The sequence below is a fragment of the Paraburkholderia sp. HP33-1 genome, from assembly GCF_021390595.1.
In the GTDB taxonomy this organism is placed as follows: domain Bacteria; phylum Pseudomonadota; class Gammaproteobacteria; order Burkholderiales; family Burkholderiaceae; genus Paraburkholderia.
In genome coordinates this window covers 1,523,747-1,542,160 of sequence record NZ_JAJEJR010000001.1, presented here as the reverse complement: position 1 = coordinate 1,542,160, position 18,414 = coordinate 1,523,747, and the positions used below count along the sequence as shown (strand labels likewise).

The window sequence follows — 18,414 nt, the reverse complement described above, 5'->3', positions numbered from 1 at the left end:
AGCATGCTGTCGAAACTCACGAACTGGCTGGGCACGCGCCGCCGCGAGCGAGCGCTGCGCGATTACGCGATCGACGATTCCTTGTGGCAGGCGACGCTCGCCGGCCTGCCGTTTCTCACTCATCTCGAAGCGCCCGATCTCGCGCGGCTGCGCGAGTTGACGAGTCTCTTCATCGCGCAGAAGGAGTTCTCGACCGCGCACGAGCTCGAACTGACCGACGCGATGACGGTCGCCATCGCTGCGCAGGCGTGCCTGCCCGTGCTGAACCTGAGCCTCGATCTGTATCGCGGCTGGGTCGGCGTGATCGTCTATCCGGGCGAATTCGTGATCCGCAAGACCGTCGAGGACGAAGACGGTGTCGTCCATGAGATCGAACACGACGCCAGCGGCGAGGCGTGGGAAGGCGGCCCGGTCGTGCTGTCGTGGGAAGACGCGCAGATGACCGACGGCAGCGACGCGTACAACGTCGTGATTCACGAGTTCGCGCACAAGATCGATATGCTGAACGGCGAAGCGGACGGCCACCCGCCGCTGATGCGCCGCTGGCACGCGCCGCTCGATGCGCAGGCATGGGCCGACGTGTTCGATCACGCATACGATCACTTTTGCGCGAAAGTCGACGCTGTGCCCGAGCGTCGCTGGCCGCGTTTCGAGCGAGAATCGCTGATCGATCCGTATGCGGCGGACCATCCGTCGGAATTTTTCGCCGTGTGCAGCGAGGCGCTGTTCGTCAAGCCGCACGCGTTCGAGGCGGAGTGTCCGGAGCTGTACCGGCTGCTCGCGCGCTACTACCGACAGGATCCGGCGCGCGTGGGATTGACGTTCGCGCCGGCTTGAAGGGCTGAGGACGGCGTCCCTCTCGCGCACCAATAGAATCCGCTGGCAGGAAAATCGCCAAGCGACTGATTTTCTGGCATAATCGCCGTTTTTCGACCGTAGGCAAGTGGCTCGCGCCTGAAGGCAGTCCCATTCAAGGCTGCACGCGGGTTGGCTACCGCCAGATTAAAGGAAAGACCATGAAAGAAGGCATTCACCCGAATTACCGCGAAGTCCTGTTCGTCGATATGTCGATCGACTTCAAGTTCGTGACGCGCTCGACCATCCAGACTCGCGAAACCGCAGAATTCAACGGCAAGACCTATCCGCTCGCGAAGATCGAAGTCTCGTCGGAATCGCACCCGTTCTACACCGGCCAGCAAAAGATCATGGACACGGCCGGCCGCGTCGAGAAGTTCAACAAGAAGTTCGGCGCACGAGCTTCGGGCAAGGCGGCGAAGTAATACCGCAACGGTGCCGGCTTCAGGCCGGCAACGGAGCAAACGGAAAGGGCAGCGCGAGCTGCCCTTTTTTGTCGCCTGCGCTTATGCGGCTGCCGCGCTTTCGCGGCACTGTGTTACAGCTTGCCCAATCACATTGCCGGTCGTTACCGGACTGACGTCCATCGCGCGGCACGACTACAATGCCGGATGCTCGAGACGGGCCCTGCTACCCTGACCCGCCGGCCCGCTCCGGCTGCATCGCTTATCCTGACTCCACACACCGCATGAGACCTGTCGTTCGCCTCACTGCCTCTGCGACCAGTGCGTTGCCGCGCTGGCTGCTGCTGACCATCTGTTTCGTCTACGCATCGTTCGGACTCTTTGGCCGCGATCCATGGAAGAACGAGGACGCAGCCGGCTTCGGTGTCATGTGGACGATGGCGAACGGCGGCGCGCACGACTGGCTGCTGCCGAACCTCGTCGGCAAGTATCTGACCGAGGACGGCCCGCTCGGCTACTGGCTCGGCGCGAGCGCAATCCGCGTACTCGCGCCGTGGGTCGACGCCAGCAACGCGTCACGCGTGTTCACGGGCCTGCTGTTCTGCGCGGGCTGCGCGTTCGTCTGGTACGCGGCCTATCTGCTCGGCCGGCGCGCCGAAGTCCAGCCGTTCAAATATGCGTTCGGCGGCGAGCCGGAACCGCGCGACTACGGCCGCACGCTCGCCGATGGAGCGCTGCTGATCCTGCTCGCGTGCTTCGGCCTCGCCGAGCGCGGCCACGAAACCACGCCGCAACTCGTGCAGTTCGTCTGCATCGCGATGCTCGTCTACGGCCTGGTGCGCATGATCGACAAGCCGATCCAGGGGGCGCTGATCTGGGGTCTCGCGATCGGCCTCGTCACGCTTGCGAGCAGCCCGGTGCTGGTCGCCGCGCTGCTGCTCGGCACGCTCGCGATGACGCTGATCGTGCGCGAAACGCGGTCACGCTGGCTGCTGCTCGCGGGTCTGCCCGTCGCGCTCGTGCTCGCGGTGTCGTGGCCGATCATCGCGCTCGCCGCCTTCCCCGACGACGCCGTCTGGTATCTGAACCAGTGGCTGCGCGTGAGTTTGAGCTCGTTCGCGGGCCCGCCCGGCTCGGTCGCCGCCTATGCGCTGAAAAACCTGCCGCTTTTCACGTGGCCCGCCTGGCCGCTCGCGCTGTGGTCGTGGTTCAGCTGGAAGGGACTGCGCCGAGCGCCGCACGTGGCGATTCCGCTGTCGGTGATCGGGCCGCTGTTCGTGCTCGTCGTGCTGCAAAGCCACCAGTCGAACCGACTCTACATGCTGCTGTTGCCGCCGCTCGCGGTGCTCGCCGCCTTCGCGCTGCCGACGCTCAAGCGCGGCGCAATCAACGCGATCGACTGGTTCGCGCTGCTGAGCTTCACGATCCTCGGCAGCTTCGTGTGGCTCGTGTACGTGGCCAGTCTCACCGGCTTCCCGCATCCGCTCGCGCGCAACCTCTCACGGCTCGCGCCGGGCTACGTGCCGCAGTTCAAGATTCTGTCGTTCGTCTGCGCGGTCGCGGTGACGGTGTGCTGGTTCCTGCTGGTGCGCTGGCGCCTCGCGCGTCATCCAAAGGTACTGTGGCGCAGCGTCGTGCTGTCGAGCGCCGGCACCACGCTGATGTGGGTGCTGCTGATGACGCTTTGGCTGCCGGTCGTCAACTACAGCCGGACCTATCGCGACGTCGCGCAGCAGATCGCCAATCACTTGCCCGATGACTACACGTGCATCTCGCCGGTGCGCCTCGGCAATGCGCAGATCGCGACGTTCGCATATTTCGGCGACATGCATTTCTCGTTCGACCAGGACTGCGACGTGATCCTGCGTCAGGACTCGCAGGACTACGGCGACCCGAGTGCGCTGCCCGACTACATCTGGAAACTCGTGTGGGAAGGCCGCCGCGCCGCCGACCGCGACGAGCGCTTCCGCCTGTACGTGCGCATCGACCGTCCCAAGCCGCCGCCCGGCAATCACCGCAACTGGCACAAGAAGCTCAAGTGACCATGTTCGCCGACGTACGGAAAATTGCCGCGCTCGCGTGGCCCGTATTGATCGGCCAGTTGGCCATCATCGCGTTCGGGGTGATCGATACGGCGATGGTCGGTCGCTACTCGGCCGTCGATCTGGCTGCGCTTGGCCTCGGCTCGTCGATCTACGTCTCGGTCTATATCGGCCTGACCGGCATCCTGACCGCGCTGCAACCGATCGCCGCGCAACTGTACGGCGCGCGCCGTTATGGCGAGATCGGCGAAGAGGTGCGCCAGTCATGGTGGCTCGCGGCCGCGCTGACCGTGATCGGCTTTCTGATCCTGTTCTTTCCTGGGCCGCTGCTGGCGCTCTCGCGCGTGCCCGACGCGCTGCACGAGCGCACGCTCGCATATCTGCGGATTCTCGCGTTCGGTCTGCCGGCCGGCCTCGCCTTCCGGGTCTACGGTTCGGTCGCCAATGCGCTCGGCAAACCGCGGCTCGTGATGTTCCTGCAGATCGCCGCGCTGCTGCTGAAAATTCCGCTCAATACATGGTTCGTTTTCGGCGGACTCGGCGTGCCGGCGTTGGGCGGTCCGGGCTGCGCGCTCGCGAGCACGCTGCTCAACTGGGGGCTCGCGGCGCTCGGCATGCTGCTGCTCGCGCGCGTCGACGATTTCAAGGAACTCGGCATCTTCACGCACTTCTGCTGGCCGGTCTGGAAGCGCCAGGCCGCGCAACTGCGGCTTGGTATTCCGATGGGGCTGTCGTATCTGATCGAGGTCACGTCGTACACGTTCATGGCGCTTTTCATCGCGCGTTTCGGCACGACGACGCTCGCCGGGCATCAGATCGCCGGCAACATCGGCGCGGTGCTCTATATGACGCCGCTGTCGATCGGCATCGCGTCGTCGACGCTGGTCGCGCAGGCGCTCGGCGCGCACAGGCCGCAGGCGGCGCGCACGCTGTCGCGTCACGGCATCGCGATGGCGGTTGCGATCGCGTGCTGCTATGGCGCGCTCGTGATCATCCTGCGGCCGTATATCGTCGACGGTTATACGACGAACGCGCAGGTCGCGGCGAAGGCGTTGCCGCTGGTGCTGATCGTCGCCTGCTATCACCTGTTCGACGCGTTGCAGATCACGACCGCGTTCGTGCTGCGCGCCTACAAGGTCGCGGTCGTGCCAACTGTCATCTATGCGCTGGCGCTTTGGGGCGTCGGGCTCGGCGGCGGCTATGCGCTCGGCTTCGATACGACCGGCTTCACGCCGCCCTGGCTGACCGGCGCGCGCGGCTTCTGGGTCGCGAATACCGCGAGTCTCGCGATCGCCGGGGTCGGCCTGCTCGTGTACTGGCGGGTCGTGAGCCAGCGGTATTTGCGCGCGGACGCGGACTGATAGACCGTTATCGCACCACCTTGCCTGCCAAGCCCTGCCTTGATGCCTCGCCCAACATGCCTTGCCGGAGCGCATCTCCCGAATAGAGCCAACCGGACGGTTAGTTGCGTCCGGGCCCTGGCAAGACACGACCTGCAGCCGCCTTTTCTCTCCGCGCGCTGCTCAGCCCTCTCAAGCCATGCACGCGGCCTGCTCCTCCCGATCCTTGCGCTCGAAAATCTCCCGCGCCGTGAACAGCGCATTGAGCGCGGCCGGAAAGCCCGCATAAAGCGCCATCTGCATGAACACCTCGACGATCTGCTCGCGCGTGCAGCCGACGTTCAGCGCCGCCTCGATATGTACCTTCAACTGCGGCTGCGCGCAGCCGAGAGTGGCCAGCGACGCGATCGTCGCAATCTCACGCGTGCGCAGATCGAGCTGCGGCCGGCTGTAGATGTCGCCGAAGCCGAATTCAATCAGCAAGCGCCCGAATTCCGGCGCGACTGGCGCGAGCGCGGCGATTACCTGCTCGCCCGCCGAACCGTCGATTTCCCTGAGCTTGTCCCAGCCGCGTGCGTAGCGGTCGTTGTGTGCGTAGTCCATTGCGAGTCCTTGTTGGCGTGTGAGGGCGACGAGGTTTCGTCGTCCTGCCGTGCCGGATCGGGCTCAACCGTGCCGCTCGTGGCCGCCTCGTAGTAGGCGATCTTGTCTTCGATCGCGCCGAGGTTGCTCTGCAGATCAGCGATCCGCGCGAGCAGCGCAGCACGATGCGCAACCAGCAAGTCGCGGCGTGCGCGCATCGTCGGATCGCCTTGCGCGCGCAGCGCGGCGATCTGCTGCATGCCGGAAATCGACATGCCCGTTGCCTTCAGACGCATCACGAAGCGTAACCAGTCGAGATCGGCCGGCGAGTACAGCCGGTGCCCCGCCTGCGTGCGCCCGACCGGCCGGATCAGGCCGGCCTGTTCGTAGTAGCGCAGCGTGTGCGTGGACACGCCGATCATTTCGGCGACCTGACCGATGGTGAGCGCGGTTGAGTGTTTCGACATGACGGACTCAGGTTAGGACTTCGAGTGCACTCTAAGTCAAGCGTCGAACGCTGTCATGTGTCTGCGTACCCCGTTTTAATCGCAGACGATTTATGCCGGACGATATCGATCGATAAACTCACCCGTATTACCCCCGCCGGTAAAAGCTTTAAATATTGTCCGGCCTGATTTACTTGTCATCAATCGATCGGTATAAATCGACCGCTATCTCAAATCGGGCTTGCGATTTGTTCTATGCTTAAACGCAGCGCCCGCTGACAGAATGCGCCGTCCGTTCCCGGCTAACTTTTTGCCCTCGATGGAGTGCTTGCCATGCTGAAGAAGCTTTTCATGCTTTGCGTCGCTGTGGTTTTGTCGCTATCGGCCGGATTTGCCGCGGCCGTCGAAGTGAATACCGCCGATCAGGCCGCACTCGAATCGGTCAAGGGAATCGGCCCCGTCCATGCGAAAGCGATCCTCGACGAACGCGCCAAAAACGGCCCGTTCAAGAACGCCGACGATCTCGCCGCGCGTGTGAAGGGCCTCGGCCAGAAATCGGTCGAGAACCTTGAAGCGGCTGGGCTGACGATCAACGGTTCGTCGGCGCCGCCGACCGGCGCGAAGGCGTCGACGAAGCCGGGCAGCCCGGCGGGCACGAAGATGGCGCCGGCGGCTGCGGCAACCACCGCCGCGCCCGCGCCAGCTGCAACTACCGCGCCGGCCGCGGCTGCCCCTGCCTCGGCCGAGAAGATGTCGAAGTCGAAGAAGAAGGGCAAGACCGCTGCGTCCGACGCAGCAGCCGCTGCCGCTCCGGCCGCCGCGGCAGCTAGCGCACCGGCCGAGGCATCCGGCACCAAAGCTTCGAAGAAGAAAGCGAAGAAGAGCAAGGCGGCATCCGCCGCGTCCGGCGCATGATGCCGACGGAGCGGTAGCCCTTGCGTTTCACCGCGCCGCGCAACCGCGCGTCGTCGTCACCCACCCGGCCGTCTTGCACGCGCCGGCATTCAAGAGAGTCCGTCATGAGCCTACTCGACACCATCGGTTCCCTGTTTGGCAAATCGCCAGAAGGCGGCGGCCAGCAAGCGCTGATCTCAGCCGCGCTCGAATTCGTCAACAACCAGCCGGGCGGCCTGAACGGCCTGATCCAGCGCTTCCAGGAAAAGGGCCTCGGCGACGTCGTGTCGTCGTGGGTCGGCAATGGCGAAAACCAGCCGATCGCGCCCGAAGCACTGCAAAACGTGCTCGGCTCGCAGACGGTGAGCGACCTCGCCTCGAAGGCCGGCGTCCAGCCGGAACAGGTAACGGGTCTGCTGTCGCAGATCCTGCCGCACGTCGTCAACGCGGCCACGCCGAACGGCGAAGTGCCGGCCGAGGGCAAGCTGGACACGACCTCGGTGCTCGGCGCGCTCGGCGGCCTGTCGTCGCTGCTCGGCAACAAGGGCAACGCTTAAGGACGCCTCTGCTATTCGCTGGCCGCTGCGTAAGCCGCTGCTCGACGGTGACATCCCGCAAGAAAACCGGCGGGCAAAAGAAAACCGGCAACGAAGTTACCTTCGTTGCCGGTTTTTTTAACGTCGGCGGGAACGGCACGACTGCCGCCCCATCGCGTCACCCAGCGTCCGCGCTCAGTGCACGACGCGTTCGAACACCAGCTCGCCGTGGTCGACTTCGACCGGAATCACATCCTTCGGACCGAACTTGCCGGCCAGGATCAGCTTCGCGATCGGGTTCTCGATCTCCTGCTGGATCGCGCGCTTCAGCGGACGCGCACCGAACAGCGGGTCGTAGCCGACCTTGCCGATGTGCTCGAGCGCCGCATCCGACACCACCAGTTGCATATCGAGCTTCGCGAGCCGCTCGTGCAGACGCTGCAACTGGATCCGCGCGATCGACTGGATGTTCGAGCGATCGAGCGCATGGAACACGACGACGTCGTCGATCCGGTTCAGGAACTCGGGCCTGAAGTGCAGCTTCACCTCTTCCCACACCGCGTCCTTCACCGCTTCCTGCGACTCGCCGACCATCGACTGGATCACCTGCGAACCGAGGTTCGACGTCATCACGATCACCGTGTTCTTGAAGTCGACGGTGCGGCCCTGGCCATCGGTCATGCGGCCGTCGTCGAGCACCTGCAGCAACACGTTGAACACGTCCGGATGCGCCTTCTCGATTTCGTCGAGCAGAATCACGCTATACGGCTTGCGGCGCACGGCCTCGGTCAGATAACCGCCCTCCTCGTAGCCGACGTATCCCGGCGGCGCGCCGATCAGACGCGCGACGCTGTGCTTCTCCATGAACTCGCTCATGTCGATCCGGATGAGGTGCTCTTCCGAATCGAACAGGAACGCCGCCAACGCCTTGCACAGCTCGGTCTTGCCGACGCCGGTCGGTCCCAGGAACAGGAACGAGCCGTACGGACGGTTCGGGTCCGATAGACCCGCGCGCGAGCGCCGGATCGCATCGGCCACCGCGTTGATCGCCTCGTCCTGCCCGACCACGCGCTCATGCAGCTTCGACTCGATCTGCAGCAGCTTTTCGCGCTCACCCTGCATCATCCGTGACACCGGAATACCGGTGGCGCGTGACACCACCTCGGCGATTTCTTCCGCACCAACCTGTGTGCGCAGCAGACGCGGACGCTTCGGACTGTTCTGCTCCTCGGCTTCGGCGCGCGTGACCTCCTTCAGTTGCGCTTCGAGGCCCGGCAGCTTGCCGTACTGCAATTCGGCGACCTTCTCGAGCTTGCCCTCGCGCTGCAGACGCGTGATCTCCGCGCGCGTCTTCTCGATCTCTTCCTTCAATTGAGCGCTGCCCTGCACCGCCGCTTTTTCCGCGGTCCAGATTTCCTCGAGGTCCGAATATTCGCGATTGAGCCGCTCGATTTCCTCTTCGATCAGCTGCAGGCGCTTCTGCGACGCTTCGTCCTTCTCCTTCTTCACCGCTTCGCGTTCGATCTTCAACTGGATCAGACGACGGTCGAGCCGGTCCATCTCCTCGGGCTTCGAGTCGATTTCCATCTTGATCTTCGAGGCGGCTTCGTCGATCAGATCGATCGCCTTGTCCGGCAGGAAGCGGTCCGTGATGTAGCGATGCGACAGCTCCGCCGCCGCGACGATCGCCGGGTCGGTGATATCGACGCCGTGGTGCAGCTCATAACGCTCCTGCAAACCGCGCAGGATCGCGATGGTCGCCTCGACCGATGGTTCGTCCACCAGCACCTTCTGGAAGCGGCGCTCGAGCGCGGCATCCTTCTCGATGTACTTGCGGTATTCGTCGAGCGTGGTCGCGCCGACGCAATGCAGCTCGCCGCGCGAGAGCGCCGGTTTCAGCATGTTGCCCGCGTCCATCGCGCCTTCGGCCTTGCCGGCGCCGACCATCGTGTGAATTTCGTCGATGAAGACGATGGTCTGTCCCTCGTCCTTCGCGATGTCGTTGAGCACGGCCTTCAGGCGCTCCTCGAACTCGCCGCGATATTTGGCCCCCGCGAGCAGCGCGGCCATGTCGAGCGACAGCACGCGCTTGTTCTTCAGCGTTTCCGGCACTTCGCCGTTGACGATACGTTGCGCGAGCCCTTCGACGATCGCGGTCTTGCCGACGCCCGGCTCGCCGATCAGCACCGGATTGTTCTTGGTGCGGCGTTGCAGGATCTGAATGGAACGGCGGATTTCGTCGTCACGGCCGATCACGGGGTCGAGCTTGCCGGCGCGGGCGCGCTCGGTCAGATCGATCGTGTATTTCTTCAGCGCTTCGCGCTGGCTTTCGGCGTCCTGACTATGCACCTGCGAGCCGCCGCGCACCGCGGCGATCGCGGTTTCGAGCGACTTGCGCGACAGCCCGTGCTCGCGCGCGAGACGGCCGGCGTCGCCCTTATCATCAGCGGCCGCAAGCAGGAACATCTCGCTCGCGATGAACGTGTCGTTGAGCTTTTGCGCTTCCTTGTCGGCCTGGTTCAGCAGACCGGTCAGGTCGCGGCCGATCTGCACGTTGCCGTCGGTGCCCCGCACCTGCGGCAGCCGCGTGATCGCGTCGTTCAGTGCGGTTTGCAGCGGCTGCACATGCACGCCGGCGCGCGACAGCAGCGAGCGAGCGGAGCCGTCCTGCTGCGCGACGAGCGCCGCCAGCAGGTGGACCGGCTCGATGTATTGATTGTCGTGGCCAACCGCCAGACTTTGGGCGTCCGCCAGCGCTTCCTGGAATTTAGTGGTGAGTTTGTCGATTCTCATCAAGAGACCTCCAATTTCGATTACCACCAAAATGAGGCGGTTTATTGGGGTTTCAAGCGCTTTTTTGGCCTCAGTCGCAACTATTTAACATTTGAGCGCAAGAACTGCCGCGATCCTTCCCCAGTGCGGAAGCTGGCCGGGTTTTCACCCCTCGGAGCCGGCTGGATCTTCTAGTTCTTCTGGCCCAGCGCCGCCGAAGTGCCGTCCCGCGTGCCGCCCGAAGCGACTGGAATCGGCAACGGCAGCACCTGAATCGTGGGGCCGAGCCCGAGTAATGACGCCAGCGCACTTTGCGGCTGCGCGACCTCGCCGATCGTATAGCGATCGAGTTCGGCGAGAAAAGCGAGGTTCGCCGCCTGCAACGCACCACGCAGCTGGCACTGCGACGTGATCACGCAAGGCCGCTGCACGCCCTGCCGGCCCGGCAGACAGCCGACCAGTGCGAAGTCGCTCTCCGTCACACGCACCACGTCGCCGACGGTCAACGCGAGCGATTGCGCGCCAAGCCGCAGTCCGCCATTGCGGCCGCGCACGGTTTCGACCCAGCCAAGCTCGCCGAGTTGCTGCACGACCTTCATAAGATGGTTCTTCGAGATGCCGTAGGCTTGCGAAATGTCCTGAATCGTCGATAATCCGTCACCCCGCACCGCGAGGTACAGCAGCACGCGCAGCGCGTAATCCGTGTAGTCGGTCAGTCTCATAGGTCCTGGTATGGCGTGAAAGGCCGCGAGCAAGCGCCTTGAACCCGCCGATAACCGCATCGACGCAAGGGTTGCCGTGAACCAGCGCCGCGCCCTAACATGACTGGCTGGCGGCGTCGGTGTTCTAGTTGCTTTGCCAAGCTGGTTCGGATAGCAATAGTAACTTTATCCGCATCGCTTGTTGGCTCGAAAAGCGGGGGGGTTGGTTGCTTTGTTCTGTCCGCCCGCGCACAGCGGAGTCCCCCGGGCCACTCGCGTCGGGCACGGTCGCTTCTCCGACGATCGCGCCGTGACGCCGGGACCGTCGCCGCCCCGCCGCCATCGGCAACCGAATTTTTCTGGAATCCGCATGAATCCGTCTTTCCCCGCCGCGCCGCCGGTCGAGCGCGCGGCCGAACCCACCGACGCGAATATCCGCGATCTCGTCTACGGTTTTTACGATCGCGTACGCGCCGATCCGCTGCTCGGTCCGGTCTTCGACGCGAAGCTCGAAGGCCGCTGGGACGACCATCTGCCGAAGATGTGCACGTTCTGGAGCAGTCTCGTGCTCGGCGCGAAGCAGTATCGCGGTAATGTGCAGCAGGCGCATCAGCCGCTCGAAGGGGTGGAGCCGCAGCATTTCAGCCGCTGGCTGTACCTGTTCCTCGATACCGTCGAATCGCGCTACCAGCCAGCCGCCGCGGTCCGCTTCATGGAGCCGGCACTGCGGATCGCGCAGAGTCTGCAGTTGAGCCGTTTCGGGTGGGATTACAAGATTCCGCCAGAGCAGCAGGCGCTGCTCGAGCGGGTCGCGCCGAAGCGTCGGCCGCGCGATGACGACGATGACGGGCACGCGTCGCGGCCGGCTGGGGAGCCGTTTCCGGTGCCGATCATCGGACGCTCGCGGGACAAGTGAGCGTGGCCCGGCGCCGGCGGCCTGACGCACCGACGCCGCGCGCGCCGCTGCGGCCCCGCAGCCCGCGGCCCGCGGCTTACCTAGTCCGCCGTCCGGTTTCCCGACTCGATACCCCAGCGCGCGAGTGCGGCATCGTCGGTCACACGCGCGTCGACCCAGCGCTCGCCCGCATCGGTTTTCTCCTTCTTCCAGAACGGCGCCTCAGTCTTCAGGTAGTCCATCACGAACTCGCACGACGCAAACGCGTCGCCGCGATGCGCGGCCGTCGTCGCGACGAGCACGATCTGGTCGAGCGGATACAGCTTGCCGACGCGATGCACGATCAGCACCTCGATGCCGGGCCAGCGCGCACGCGCGCGCTCGACGATCGCCTCGAGCGACTTCTCGGTCATCCCGGGATAGTGCTCGAGCTCCATCGTCTCGACCACGCTGCCCTCGTTCAAGTCGCGCACGGTGCCGACGAAGCACGCGAGCGCGCCGATCCGCGGATTGCGCGCGCGCAGCGCGGCCACCTCGGTGTTGAGGTCGAAGTCTTCGGTCTGGACGCGAACGGGCATGAACGACTCCTGAGGGCTTCTATCGCCGGCGTGATGTGCGTGAGCGCGGCTCAGCCGCCAGTAACGGGCGGAAAGAACGCGACCTCGCAGCCCTCGGTGATGCGGGTGCTCGCGTCGGTCATCACGTGGTTGCAGGCCATGCGCAGCGCGCGGCCTTCGGCGAGCGTCTCGGCCCAGGTGCCGCCGCGCACGCGCAGCCACGCCCGCACGTCGCCGACGGTCGCGATGCCGTCGGGCACCTCGACGGTCTCGTCGGACGTGTTGAGCGCTTCCCGCACGCTCGCAAAGTATCGGAGTTCAATCTTCATCGGGATACCGCCGGTCTGCGCTGCAAAGCCGGCCTCAGTTCAACAGTTCGGAAAACGGCATGAAGCGCACGGTCTCGCCGGCGCTGATCGCGTGGTTCGGCGGATTGTCGATCAGGCCGTCGCCCCAGACGGTCGAAGTCAACACGGCCGAGCTCTGGTTCGGAAACAGGTCGAGTCCACCCGCCGCGTTGACACGCGCGCGCAGGAACTCGTTGCGGCGATCGGCCTTGCCCTGCGTGAAGTCCGCGCGCAGCGACAGCGCGCGCGGCGCGACCGCCTGCACGCCGGCCAGACGCAACACGAACGGCCGCACGAACAGCAGGAACGTCACGAAACTCGACACCGGATTGCCGGGCAGGCCGATGAAGAACGTTTCGGCCGCCTGATCCCCGTCTGCGCCGCGGCGCACCGCGCCGAACGCGAGCGGCTTGCCCGGCTTCATCGCGATCTGCCACATCGACAGACGCCCTTCGGCCTCTACCGCCGGCTTCACGTGATCCTCCTCACCGACCGACACGCCACCGCAAGTCAGGATCAGATCGTGCGCCTGGGCGGCTTCGCGCAGCGTCGCGCGGGTCGCGTCGAGTTGATCGGCGACGATGCCGTAGTCGGTGACTTCGCAGCCGAGCTTCTCGAGTAGCCCGCGCAGCGTAAAGCGATTCGAGTTGTAGATCGCGCCCGGTTTCAGCGGCTCGCCGGGCATCGTCAGTTCGTCGCCGGTGAAAAACACGGCGACCTTGACGCGGCGGCGCACCTCGAGCTGCGCACACCCGACCGACGCGGCAAGCCCCAACGCCTGCGGCGTGAGCCGCGTGCCGGCCGGCAGGATCACCGAGCTCGCGCGAATATCGGCGCCCTGCGCGGTGATCCACTCGCCCGCCTGCGGACGATGCACGATCGTGACTTCGTCGCCGGCCACCTCGGTCTGCTCCTGCATCACAACCGCGTCCGCCCCAGCGGGCACCGTCGCGCCGGTGAAGATGCGCGCCGCGCTGCCGGGCGCGAGCGGGCTCGGCGCATGGCCGGCCGGAATGCGTTGCGAGACCGGCAGGCGGCTGCCGTGCGCGAGATCGGCAATGCGCAGAGCGTAACCGTCCATCGCGCTCGTGTTCATTGGCGGCACGTCGAGCGGCGACGTGACGTCGGCGGCGAGCACGCGATTCAGCGCGGCGAGCGTCGGCAGCGTTTCAATACCGTCGATCGGGCGCGCGGCGTCGAGCAGGATTGCCAACGCATCGGCGGTGGCGAGCATCGGAGCGCGGGGCGTGGGTGTGGACATCGGGAGTGTCGAAGCCGCAGGTTAAAAGAATATTGTAGCGGCCGATGCCGTCAGCCTGGGTGGCCGGGCGTGATGGAGAGCATTTTGTATTTTTCGATGCATGGCCGCAGGGGTGCGGCCAGCGCTTTTCGTGGTGCGGGTGCGGGCGTCGATCAACGTGAAACGACTCGGCAACGCGCGATGCCGCGTGGGCCGTCAAGCGGCTCACGCGGCCCAGCCGCCCTTATGCGCCGGTATTCGCGACGATAAAGTCCTTCACCCGCTGCGCATCCGCGGGCACGACCTCGAAGCGCTGCGGCAGCGACTCGAGCCCCGAGAACGTCGCCGGCCGCTCCGGCTCGCGCAGCAGCGCCTCGCGGATCGTCTCGCCGAATTTGATCGGCTGCGCGGTCTCCAGCACGATCATTGGAATGCCCGGCTGCAGATGCTCGCGCGCGACCTTCATGCCGTCGGCCGTGTGCGTGTCGATCATCGTGTCGTAACGCTCGAACACGTCGCGGATCGTCTCGACGCGGGTGTCGTGGCTGCTGCTGCCCGACACGAAACCGAACTCCTTCACGCGCGCGAAGTCGCCGCTTGCCGCGAGGTCGAAACCGCCCTTCTCCTCGACGTCGCGGAACAGCTGCAGCACACGCGCCGGATCACGGCCGAGCAGGTCGTACACGAAACGCTCGAAGTTCGATGCCTTCGAGATGTCCATGCTCGGGCTGCTGGTGTGATACGTCTCGGCCGCCTTGCGCACGCGGTAGATGCCGGTGCGGAAGAACTCGTCGAGCACGTCGTTTTCGTTGGTCGCGACGACGAGCTTGTCGATCGGCAGACCCATCATGCGCGCGATATGACCCGCGCACACGTTGCCGAAGTTGCCCGACGGTACCGTGAACGACACCCGCTCGTCGTTCGACTTCGTCGCGGCAAAGTAGCCCTTGAAGTAATAGACGACCTGCGCGACGACGCGCGCCCAGTTGATCGAATTGACCGTGCCGATCTTGTACTTCGCCTTGAACGCGTGATCGTTCGATACCGCCTTCACGATGTCCTGCGCATCGTCGAACACGCCTTCCACCGCGAGATTGAAGATGTTCGGGTCTTGCAGGCTGTACATCTGCGCGGTCTGGAACGCGCTCATCTTTTTGTGCGGCGACAGCATGAACACACGGATGCCCTGCTTGCCGCGCATCGCGTATTCCGCGGCGCTGCCGGTGTCGCCCGACGTCGCGCCGAGAATGTTCAGCGTTTCGCCGTGCTTCGCGAGCGCGTACTCGAACAGGTTGCCGATCAGTTGCATCGCCATGTCCTTGAACGCGAGTGTCGGTCCGTTCGACAGTTCGAGCAGCGACAGAGGCGCGCCGTTCTCGATGCCGAGCGTCTTCAACGGCGTGATCTGCGCGGCGCTTTCGTCGTCGCGCACGTTGCAGTAGGTCGCGGCCGTGTAGGTCTTGCGCGTGAGCGCGCGCAGATCGTCGGCGGGAATGTCGTCGCAGAACTTCGACAGGATCTCGAACGCGAGATCCGCGTACGGCAGCGCGCGCCAGCGCGTGAGTTCGTCCGGCGTGACGCGCGGATATTCGGCCGGCAGGTACAGGCCGCCGTCTTTCGCGAGACCGCCGAGCAGGATGTCGGAGAAGGTATGGCGCTCGCCGGCTCCGGCGCCGCGCGTGGAGAGGTAGTTCATAGTTCGGCCTAGTTCAGCGCTTCCATGCGCAGCTTCGTGACTTGCGAGACGACGGTCTTCAGCGCCTCGATCGACTTGATCGCGGCATTGACCTGCTTTTCGACCGTGACGTGCGTGATCAGGATGATGTCGGTTTCGCCCTTGCCGTTGGAGTCGACCTGCTCCGATTCCTTCTGCAGCAGCGCGTCGATCGAGATGCCGCTGTCGGCGAGGGTGCGCGTGATGTCGGCGAGCACGCCGGTCACGTCCGCGACGCGCAAGCGCAGGTAGTAGCCGCTCGTCACTTCGTCGATCGGCAGGATCGGCGTGTTCGACAGACTGTCCGGCTGGAACGCCAGATGCGGCACACGGTGCTCGGGGTCGGCCGTGTGCAGACGCGTCACGTCGACCAGATCGGCCACCACGGCCGAAGCCGTCGGCTCCGCGCCGGCGCCCTTGCCGTAGTACAGCGTCGCGCCGACCGCGTCGCCATGCACGACGACCGCGTTCATCGCGCCTTCCACATTGGCAAGCAGGCGCTTTTCGGGAATCAATGTGGGATGCACGCGCAGCTCGATGCCCTTGTCGGTGCGGCGCGTGATGCCGAGCAGCTTGATGCGGTAGCCGAGTTCCTCGGCGTATTTGATGTCGATCGCGGCGAGCTTGCTGATGCCCTCGACGTACGCGCGGTCGAACTGCACCGGCACGCCGAACGCGATCGCGCTCATGATCGTCGCCTTGTGGGCCGCGTCGACGCCTTCGATGTCGAAGGTCGGGTCCGCTTCCGCGTAGCCAAGCTCCTGCGCGGCCTTCAGCGCGGTCGCGAAATCGAGCCCGCGGTCGCGCATCTCCGACAGGATGTAGTTCGTCGTGCCGTTGATGATGCCCGCGATGTACTGGATGCGGTTCGCCGTCAGGCCTTCGCGCAGCGCCTTGATGATCGGAATGCCGCCCGCCACCGCCGCCTCGAACGCGACCATCACGCCGTTCGCGCGCGCCGCTTCGAAAATCTCCGTGCCGTGCACCGCAAGCAGCGCCTTGTTGGCCGTGACCACGTGCTTGCCGTTTTTGATCGCGCGCAGCACGAGGTCGCGCGCAATGCCGGTGCCGCCGATCATTTCCGCGACGATCGCGATCGACGGATCGTCGACGACCGCGTTGAAGTCATCGGTCAGCGCCACGCTGGCGGCTTCGCCGCCGAGCGCCGTGGTGGCCTTGGCCGGGTTGCGCACGGCAATGCGCGCAATCTCGATGCCGCGACCCGCGCGACGTTTGATTTCTTCCTGATTGCGGCGCAGTACCGTGAAGGTGCCGCTGCCTACCGTGCCGAAGCCCAGCAGTCCAACTTTGATCGGTTCCATGCAGCGTGTGTTTCTAATAGAGGTTTGAAAAGGGGGTCGAGGCTGGCACGAGCGGCGCGCCTTACGCGCCGTATCGTACGCGAGCCCGGCTCAGGCCGTGTGACGTTTGCGGTAGCCGTCGAGGAAACGCGCGATCCGGTGGATCGAATCCGCGAGGTCGTCGACATTCGGCAGGAACACGACGCGGAAGTGATCCGGCGTCTTCCAGTTGAAGCCGGTGCCCTGCACGAGCAGCACGCGCTCTTCGAGCAGCAGGTCGAGGATGAACTGCTGGTCGTTCTGGATCGGATACACCTTCGGATCGAGGCGCGGGAACATGTACAGGGCCGCTTCAGGCTTCACGCAGCTTACGCCGGGGATCGCCGTCAGCATGTCATAAGCGAGCTCGCGCTGCTTGTAGAGGCGGCCGCCCGGCACGATCAGGTCGTTGATACTCTGATAGCCGCCGAGCGCGGTCTGGATCGCGTACTGGCCGGGCACGTTCGGGCACAGCCGCATCGACGCAAGAATGCCGAGCCCTTCCAGGTAGTCTTTCGCGAGCCGGCGGTTCTCGCCGGTCAGCCCCGAGATCGCCATCCAGCCGGCGCGATAGCCGCACGACCGGTAGCTCTTCGACAGGCTGTTGAACGTGACGGTCAGCACGTCTTCGGACAGCGACGCCATCGCGGTGTGCTTCTTGCCGTCATAGACGATCTTGTCGTAGACCTCGTCGGCGAAGATCACAAGGCCGTGCTGGCGGGCGATCTCGATCAGGCCGAGCAGCAGCTCGTCCGAATACAGCGCGCCGGTCGGGTTGTTCGGGTTGATCACGACGAGCGCGCGCGTGTTCGGTGTGATTTTTGCGCGGATGTCGTCGAGATCGGGCATCCAGCTATTCGACTCGTCGCAGATGTAGTGCACCGGCGTGCCGCCCGCGAGGCTCACGCCGGCGGTCCATAGCGGGTAATCGGGCGCCGGCAGCAGCACTTCGTCGCCGTCGTTGACGAGACCCTGCAGCGCCATCACGATCAGCTCGGACGCGCCGTTGCCGATGTAGATGTCATCGAGTTCGACGCCATACACGCCCTTTTGCTGCGTGTAGTGCATGATCGCCTTGCGCGCGGCGAACACGCCCTTCGAATCGGAGTAGCCCGACGAGTTGGGCAGGTTGAGGATCATGTCCTGAATGATCTCGTCCGGCGCCTCGAAGCCGAACGGCGCCAGATTGCCGATGTTCAGCTTGATGATGCGGTGGCCCTCTTCTTCGAGCCGCTTCGCATGTTCGAGGACCGGCCCGCGAATGTCGTAGCAGACATTCAACAACTTGTTGGATTTGAGAATCGGTTTCACGGCGGGCACTTCATCCTGGTTGATGGCTGGGGCAAACCTTGGGCAAACGGGAGCCCGGCTGACGACGCCGGGCCGCTCAGATTCACCGCTACGGGGAATTCGGACGCAGCGGCGCCGGCGACGGCGGCCAACCGCGAAATGGGGTCGAACTGTCGAACCGCCGCGGCTTTCCGGGTTCGGGCGCGGGAAAAAATCGCAGCAAAAGCGGGCGATGCCAACACAGGTAGCCGGTGGGCCACGCCGGTGCGCCCAGCGCGGCTTGTGGCGACACTTGAGCGAGGGGCGCCGCAAGGCGGCTAAAAAGCTATAATTTAGCGGATTTTGGCCGACTTCCGCAATGCACCACCCGCAACGGCAAGCCTTTTCGGCCTTCTCGTGTGTCACACGCGTCGAACCACGCGGCCTGTACGACGTGCAGCCAGGCCGGCAACACGCATG

General features: G+C 64.9%; 17 protein-coding genes. 7 read left to right on the top strand and 10 right to left on the bottom strand.

Annotation, left to right across the window (positions count from 1 at the left end):
* The first annotated feature begins 3 nt into the window (after positions 1-3).
* The 4 genes from L0U81_RS07005 to L0U81_RS06990 all read left to right on the top strand — a co-directional run bounded on the left by L0U81_RS07005 (position 4) and on the right by L0U81_RS06990 (position 4,662).
* Positions 4-837: a zinc-dependent peptidase gene (locus tag L0U81_RS07005; protein WP_233801153.1), complete on the top strand. Its 834-nt coding sequence runs from the start codon at positions 4-6 to the stop codon at positions 835-837.
* A gap of 179 nt (positions 838-1,016) precedes the next feature.
* Positions 1,017-1,280 (top strand): type B 50S ribosomal protein L31, encoded by a 264-nt coding sequence (locus L0U81_RS07000; RefSeq protein ID WP_233801151.1) that lies wholly within the window; start codon positions 1,017-1,019, stop codon positions 1,278-1,280.
* Positions 1,281-1,543: 263 nt separating this feature from the next.
* Positions 1,544-3,301: an ArnT family glycosyltransferase gene (locus L0U81_RS06995; protein WP_233801149.1), complete on the top strand. Its 1,758-nt coding sequence runs from the start codon at positions 1,544-1,546 to the stop codon at positions 3,299-3,301.
* A gap of 2 nt (positions 3,302-3,303) precedes the next feature.
* Positions 3,304-4,662: an MATE family efflux transporter gene (locus L0U81_RS06990; protein ID WP_233801147.1), complete on the top strand. Its 1,359-nt coding sequence runs from the start codon at positions 3,304-3,306 to the stop codon at positions 4,660-4,662.
* A gap of 171 nt (positions 4,663-4,833) precedes the next feature.
* Here L0U81_RS06990 and L0U81_RS06985 read toward each other — a convergent pair whose 3' ends face one another.
* Positions 4,834-5,244, bottom strand: a complete 411-nt coding sequence (locus tag L0U81_RS06985; protein WP_233801145.1) for a carboxymuconolactone decarboxylase family protein — start codon at positions 5,242-5,244, stop codon at positions 4,834-4,836.
* Positions 5,163-5,690, bottom strand: a complete 528-nt coding sequence (locus L0U81_RS06980; protein WP_233801143.1) for a MerR family transcriptional regulator — start codon at positions 5,688-5,690, stop codon at positions 5,163-5,165. The genes L0U81_RS06985 and L0U81_RS06980 overlap by 82 nt, the downstream gene beginning before the upstream one ends.
* Before the next feature lie 312 nt (positions 5,691-6,002).
* Between L0U81_RS06980 and L0U81_RS06975 the strand changes: the two genes are divergently transcribed.
* Positions 6,003-6,584, top strand: a complete 582-nt coding sequence (locus L0U81_RS06975) for a ComEA family DNA-binding protein (protein WP_233801141.1) — start codon at positions 6,003-6,005, stop codon at positions 6,582-6,584.
* A gap of 20 nt (positions 6,585-6,604) precedes the next feature.
* Positions 6,605-7,120 (top strand): YidB family protein, encoded by a 516-nt coding sequence (locus tag L0U81_RS06970; protein ID WP_442793391.1) that lies wholly within the window; start codon positions 6,605-6,607, stop codon positions 7,118-7,120.
* A gap of 174 nt (positions 7,121-7,294) precedes the next feature.
* On the opposite strand, the gene clpB is transcribed toward L0U81_RS06970, so the two are convergent.
* Positions 7,295-9,892, bottom strand: a complete 2,598-nt coding sequence (clpB, locus tag L0U81_RS06965) for an ATP-dependent chaperone ClpB (RefSeq protein ID WP_233801137.1) — start codon at positions 9,890-9,892, stop codon at positions 7,295-7,297.
* A 170-nt stretch (positions 9,893-10,062) separates the two neighbouring features.
* A complete protein-coding gene (locus L0U81_RS06960) occupies positions 10,063-10,593 on the bottom strand; it encodes an Rrf2 family transcriptional regulator (protein ID WP_233801135.1) in 531 nt (176 codons plus the stop codon).
* 349 nt (positions 10,594-10,942) lie between these two features.
* Here L0U81_RS06960 and L0U81_RS06955 point away from each other — a divergent pair, with 349 nt between their 5' ends.
* A complete protein-coding gene (locus L0U81_RS06955; RefSeq protein ID WP_233801133.1) occupies positions 10,943-11,488 on the top strand; it encodes a group III truncated hemoglobin in 546 nt (181 codons plus the stop codon).
* Positions 11,489-11,568: 80 nt separating this feature from the next.
* Here the strand turns inward: L0U81_RS06955 and L0U81_RS06950 are convergent, their stop codons facing one another.
* The 6 genes from L0U81_RS06950 to L0U81_RS06925 all read right to left on the bottom strand — a co-directional run bounded on the left by L0U81_RS06950 (position 11,569) and on the right by L0U81_RS06925 (position 17,985).
* Positions 11,569-12,045: a molybdenum cofactor biosynthesis protein MoaE gene (locus L0U81_RS06950; RefSeq protein WP_233801131.1), complete on the bottom strand. Its 477-nt coding sequence runs from the start codon at positions 12,043-12,045 to the stop codon at positions 11,569-11,571.
* Between the two features lie 50 nt (positions 12,046-12,095).
* Positions 12,096-12,353, bottom strand: a complete 258-nt coding sequence (gene moaD / locus L0U81_RS06945; protein WP_233801129.1) for a molybdopterin converting factor subunit 1 — start codon at positions 12,351-12,353, stop codon at positions 12,096-12,098.
* Positions 12,354-12,387: 34 nt separating this feature from the next.
* Complete coding sequence (locus tag L0U81_RS06940; protein ID WP_442793417.1) at positions 12,388-13,605, bottom strand: molybdopterin molybdotransferase MoeA; 1,218 nt, start codon at positions 13,603-13,605, stop codon at positions 12,388-12,390.
* A gap of 250 nt (positions 13,606-13,855) precedes the next feature.
* On the bottom strand, positions 13,856-15,307 hold the full coding sequence (gene thrC / locus L0U81_RS06935) for a threonine synthase (RefSeq protein ID WP_233801125.1): 1,452 nt from the start codon (positions 15,305-15,307) through the stop codon (positions 13,856-13,858).
* A gap of 8 nt (positions 15,308-15,315) precedes the next feature.
* Positions 15,316-16,647, bottom strand: coding sequence for a homoserine dehydrogenase (locus tag L0U81_RS06930; protein ID WP_233801123.1), 1,332 nt, complete (start codon positions 16,645-16,647; stop codon positions 15,316-15,318).
* Positions 16,648-16,737: 90 nt separating this feature from the next.
* Positions 16,738-17,985, bottom strand: coding sequence for a pyridoxal phosphate-dependent aminotransferase (locus tag L0U81_RS06925; RefSeq protein ID WP_326489814.1), 1,248 nt, complete (start codon positions 17,983-17,985; stop codon positions 16,738-16,740).
* Between the last annotated feature and the right edge of the window lie 429 nt (positions 17,986-18,414).

What these genes read in the sequence shown, in the direction of transcription:
- L0U81_RS07005 (WP_233801153.1), top strand. Translation starts at nt 4, where the DNA reads ATGCTGTCGAAACTCACGAACTGGCTGGGCACGCGCCGCCGCGAGCGA.
- L0U81_RS07000 (WP_233801151.1), top strand. Translation starts at nt 1,017, where the DNA reads ATGAAAGAAGGCATTCACCCGAATTACCGCGAAGTCCTGTTCGTCGAT.
- L0U81_RS06995 (WP_233801149.1), top strand. Translation starts at nt 1,544, where the DNA reads ATGAGACCTGTCGTTCGCCTCACTGCCTCTGCGACCAGTGCGTTGCCG.
- L0U81_RS06990 (WP_233801147.1), top strand. Translation starts at nt 3,304, where the DNA reads ATGTTCGCCGACGTACGGAAAATTGCCGCGCTCGCGTGGCCCGTATTG.
- L0U81_RS06985 (WP_233801145.1), bottom strand. Translation starts at nt 5,244, where the DNA reads ATGGACTACGCACACAACGACCGCTACGCACGCGGCTGGGACAAGCTC.
- L0U81_RS06980 (WP_233801143.1), bottom strand. Translation starts at nt 5,690, where the DNA reads ATGTCGAAACACTCAACCGCGCTCACCATCGGTCAGGTCGCCGAAATG.
- L0U81_RS06975 (WP_233801141.1), top strand. Translation starts at nt 6,003, where the DNA reads ATGCTGAAGAAGCTTTTCATGCTTTGCGTCGCTGTGGTTTTGTCGCTA.
- clpB (WP_233801137.1), bottom strand. Translation starts at nt 9,892, where the DNA reads ATGAGAATCGACAAACTCACCACTAAATTCCAGGAAGCGCTGGCGGAC.
- L0U81_RS06960 (WP_233801135.1), bottom strand. Translation starts at nt 10,593, where the DNA reads ATGAGACTGACCGACTACACGGATTACGCGCTGCGCGTGCTGCTGTAC.
- L0U81_RS06955 (WP_233801133.1), top strand. Translation starts at nt 10,943, where the DNA reads ATGAATCCGTCTTTCCCCGCCGCGCCGCCGGTCGAGCGCGCGGCCGAA.
- L0U81_RS06950 (WP_233801131.1), bottom strand. Translation starts at nt 12,045, where the DNA reads ATGCCCGTTCGCGTCCAGACCGAAGACTTCGACCTCAACACCGAGGTG.
- moaD (WP_233801129.1), bottom strand. Translation starts at nt 12,353, where the DNA reads ATGAAGATTGAACTCCGATACTTTGCGAGCGTGCGGGAAGCGCTCAAC.
- L0U81_RS06940 (WP_442793417.1), bottom strand. Translation starts at nt 13,605, where the DNA reads ATGCTCGCCACCGCCGATGCGTTGGCAATCCTGCTCGACGCCGCGCGC.
- thrC (WP_233801125.1), bottom strand. Translation starts at nt 15,307, where the DNA reads ATGAACTACCTCTCCACGCGCGGCGCCGGAGCCGGCGAGCGCCATACC.
- L0U81_RS06930 (WP_233801123.1), bottom strand. Translation starts at nt 16,647, where the DNA reads ATGGAACCGATCAAAGTTGGACTGCTGGGCTTCGGCACGGTAGGCAGC.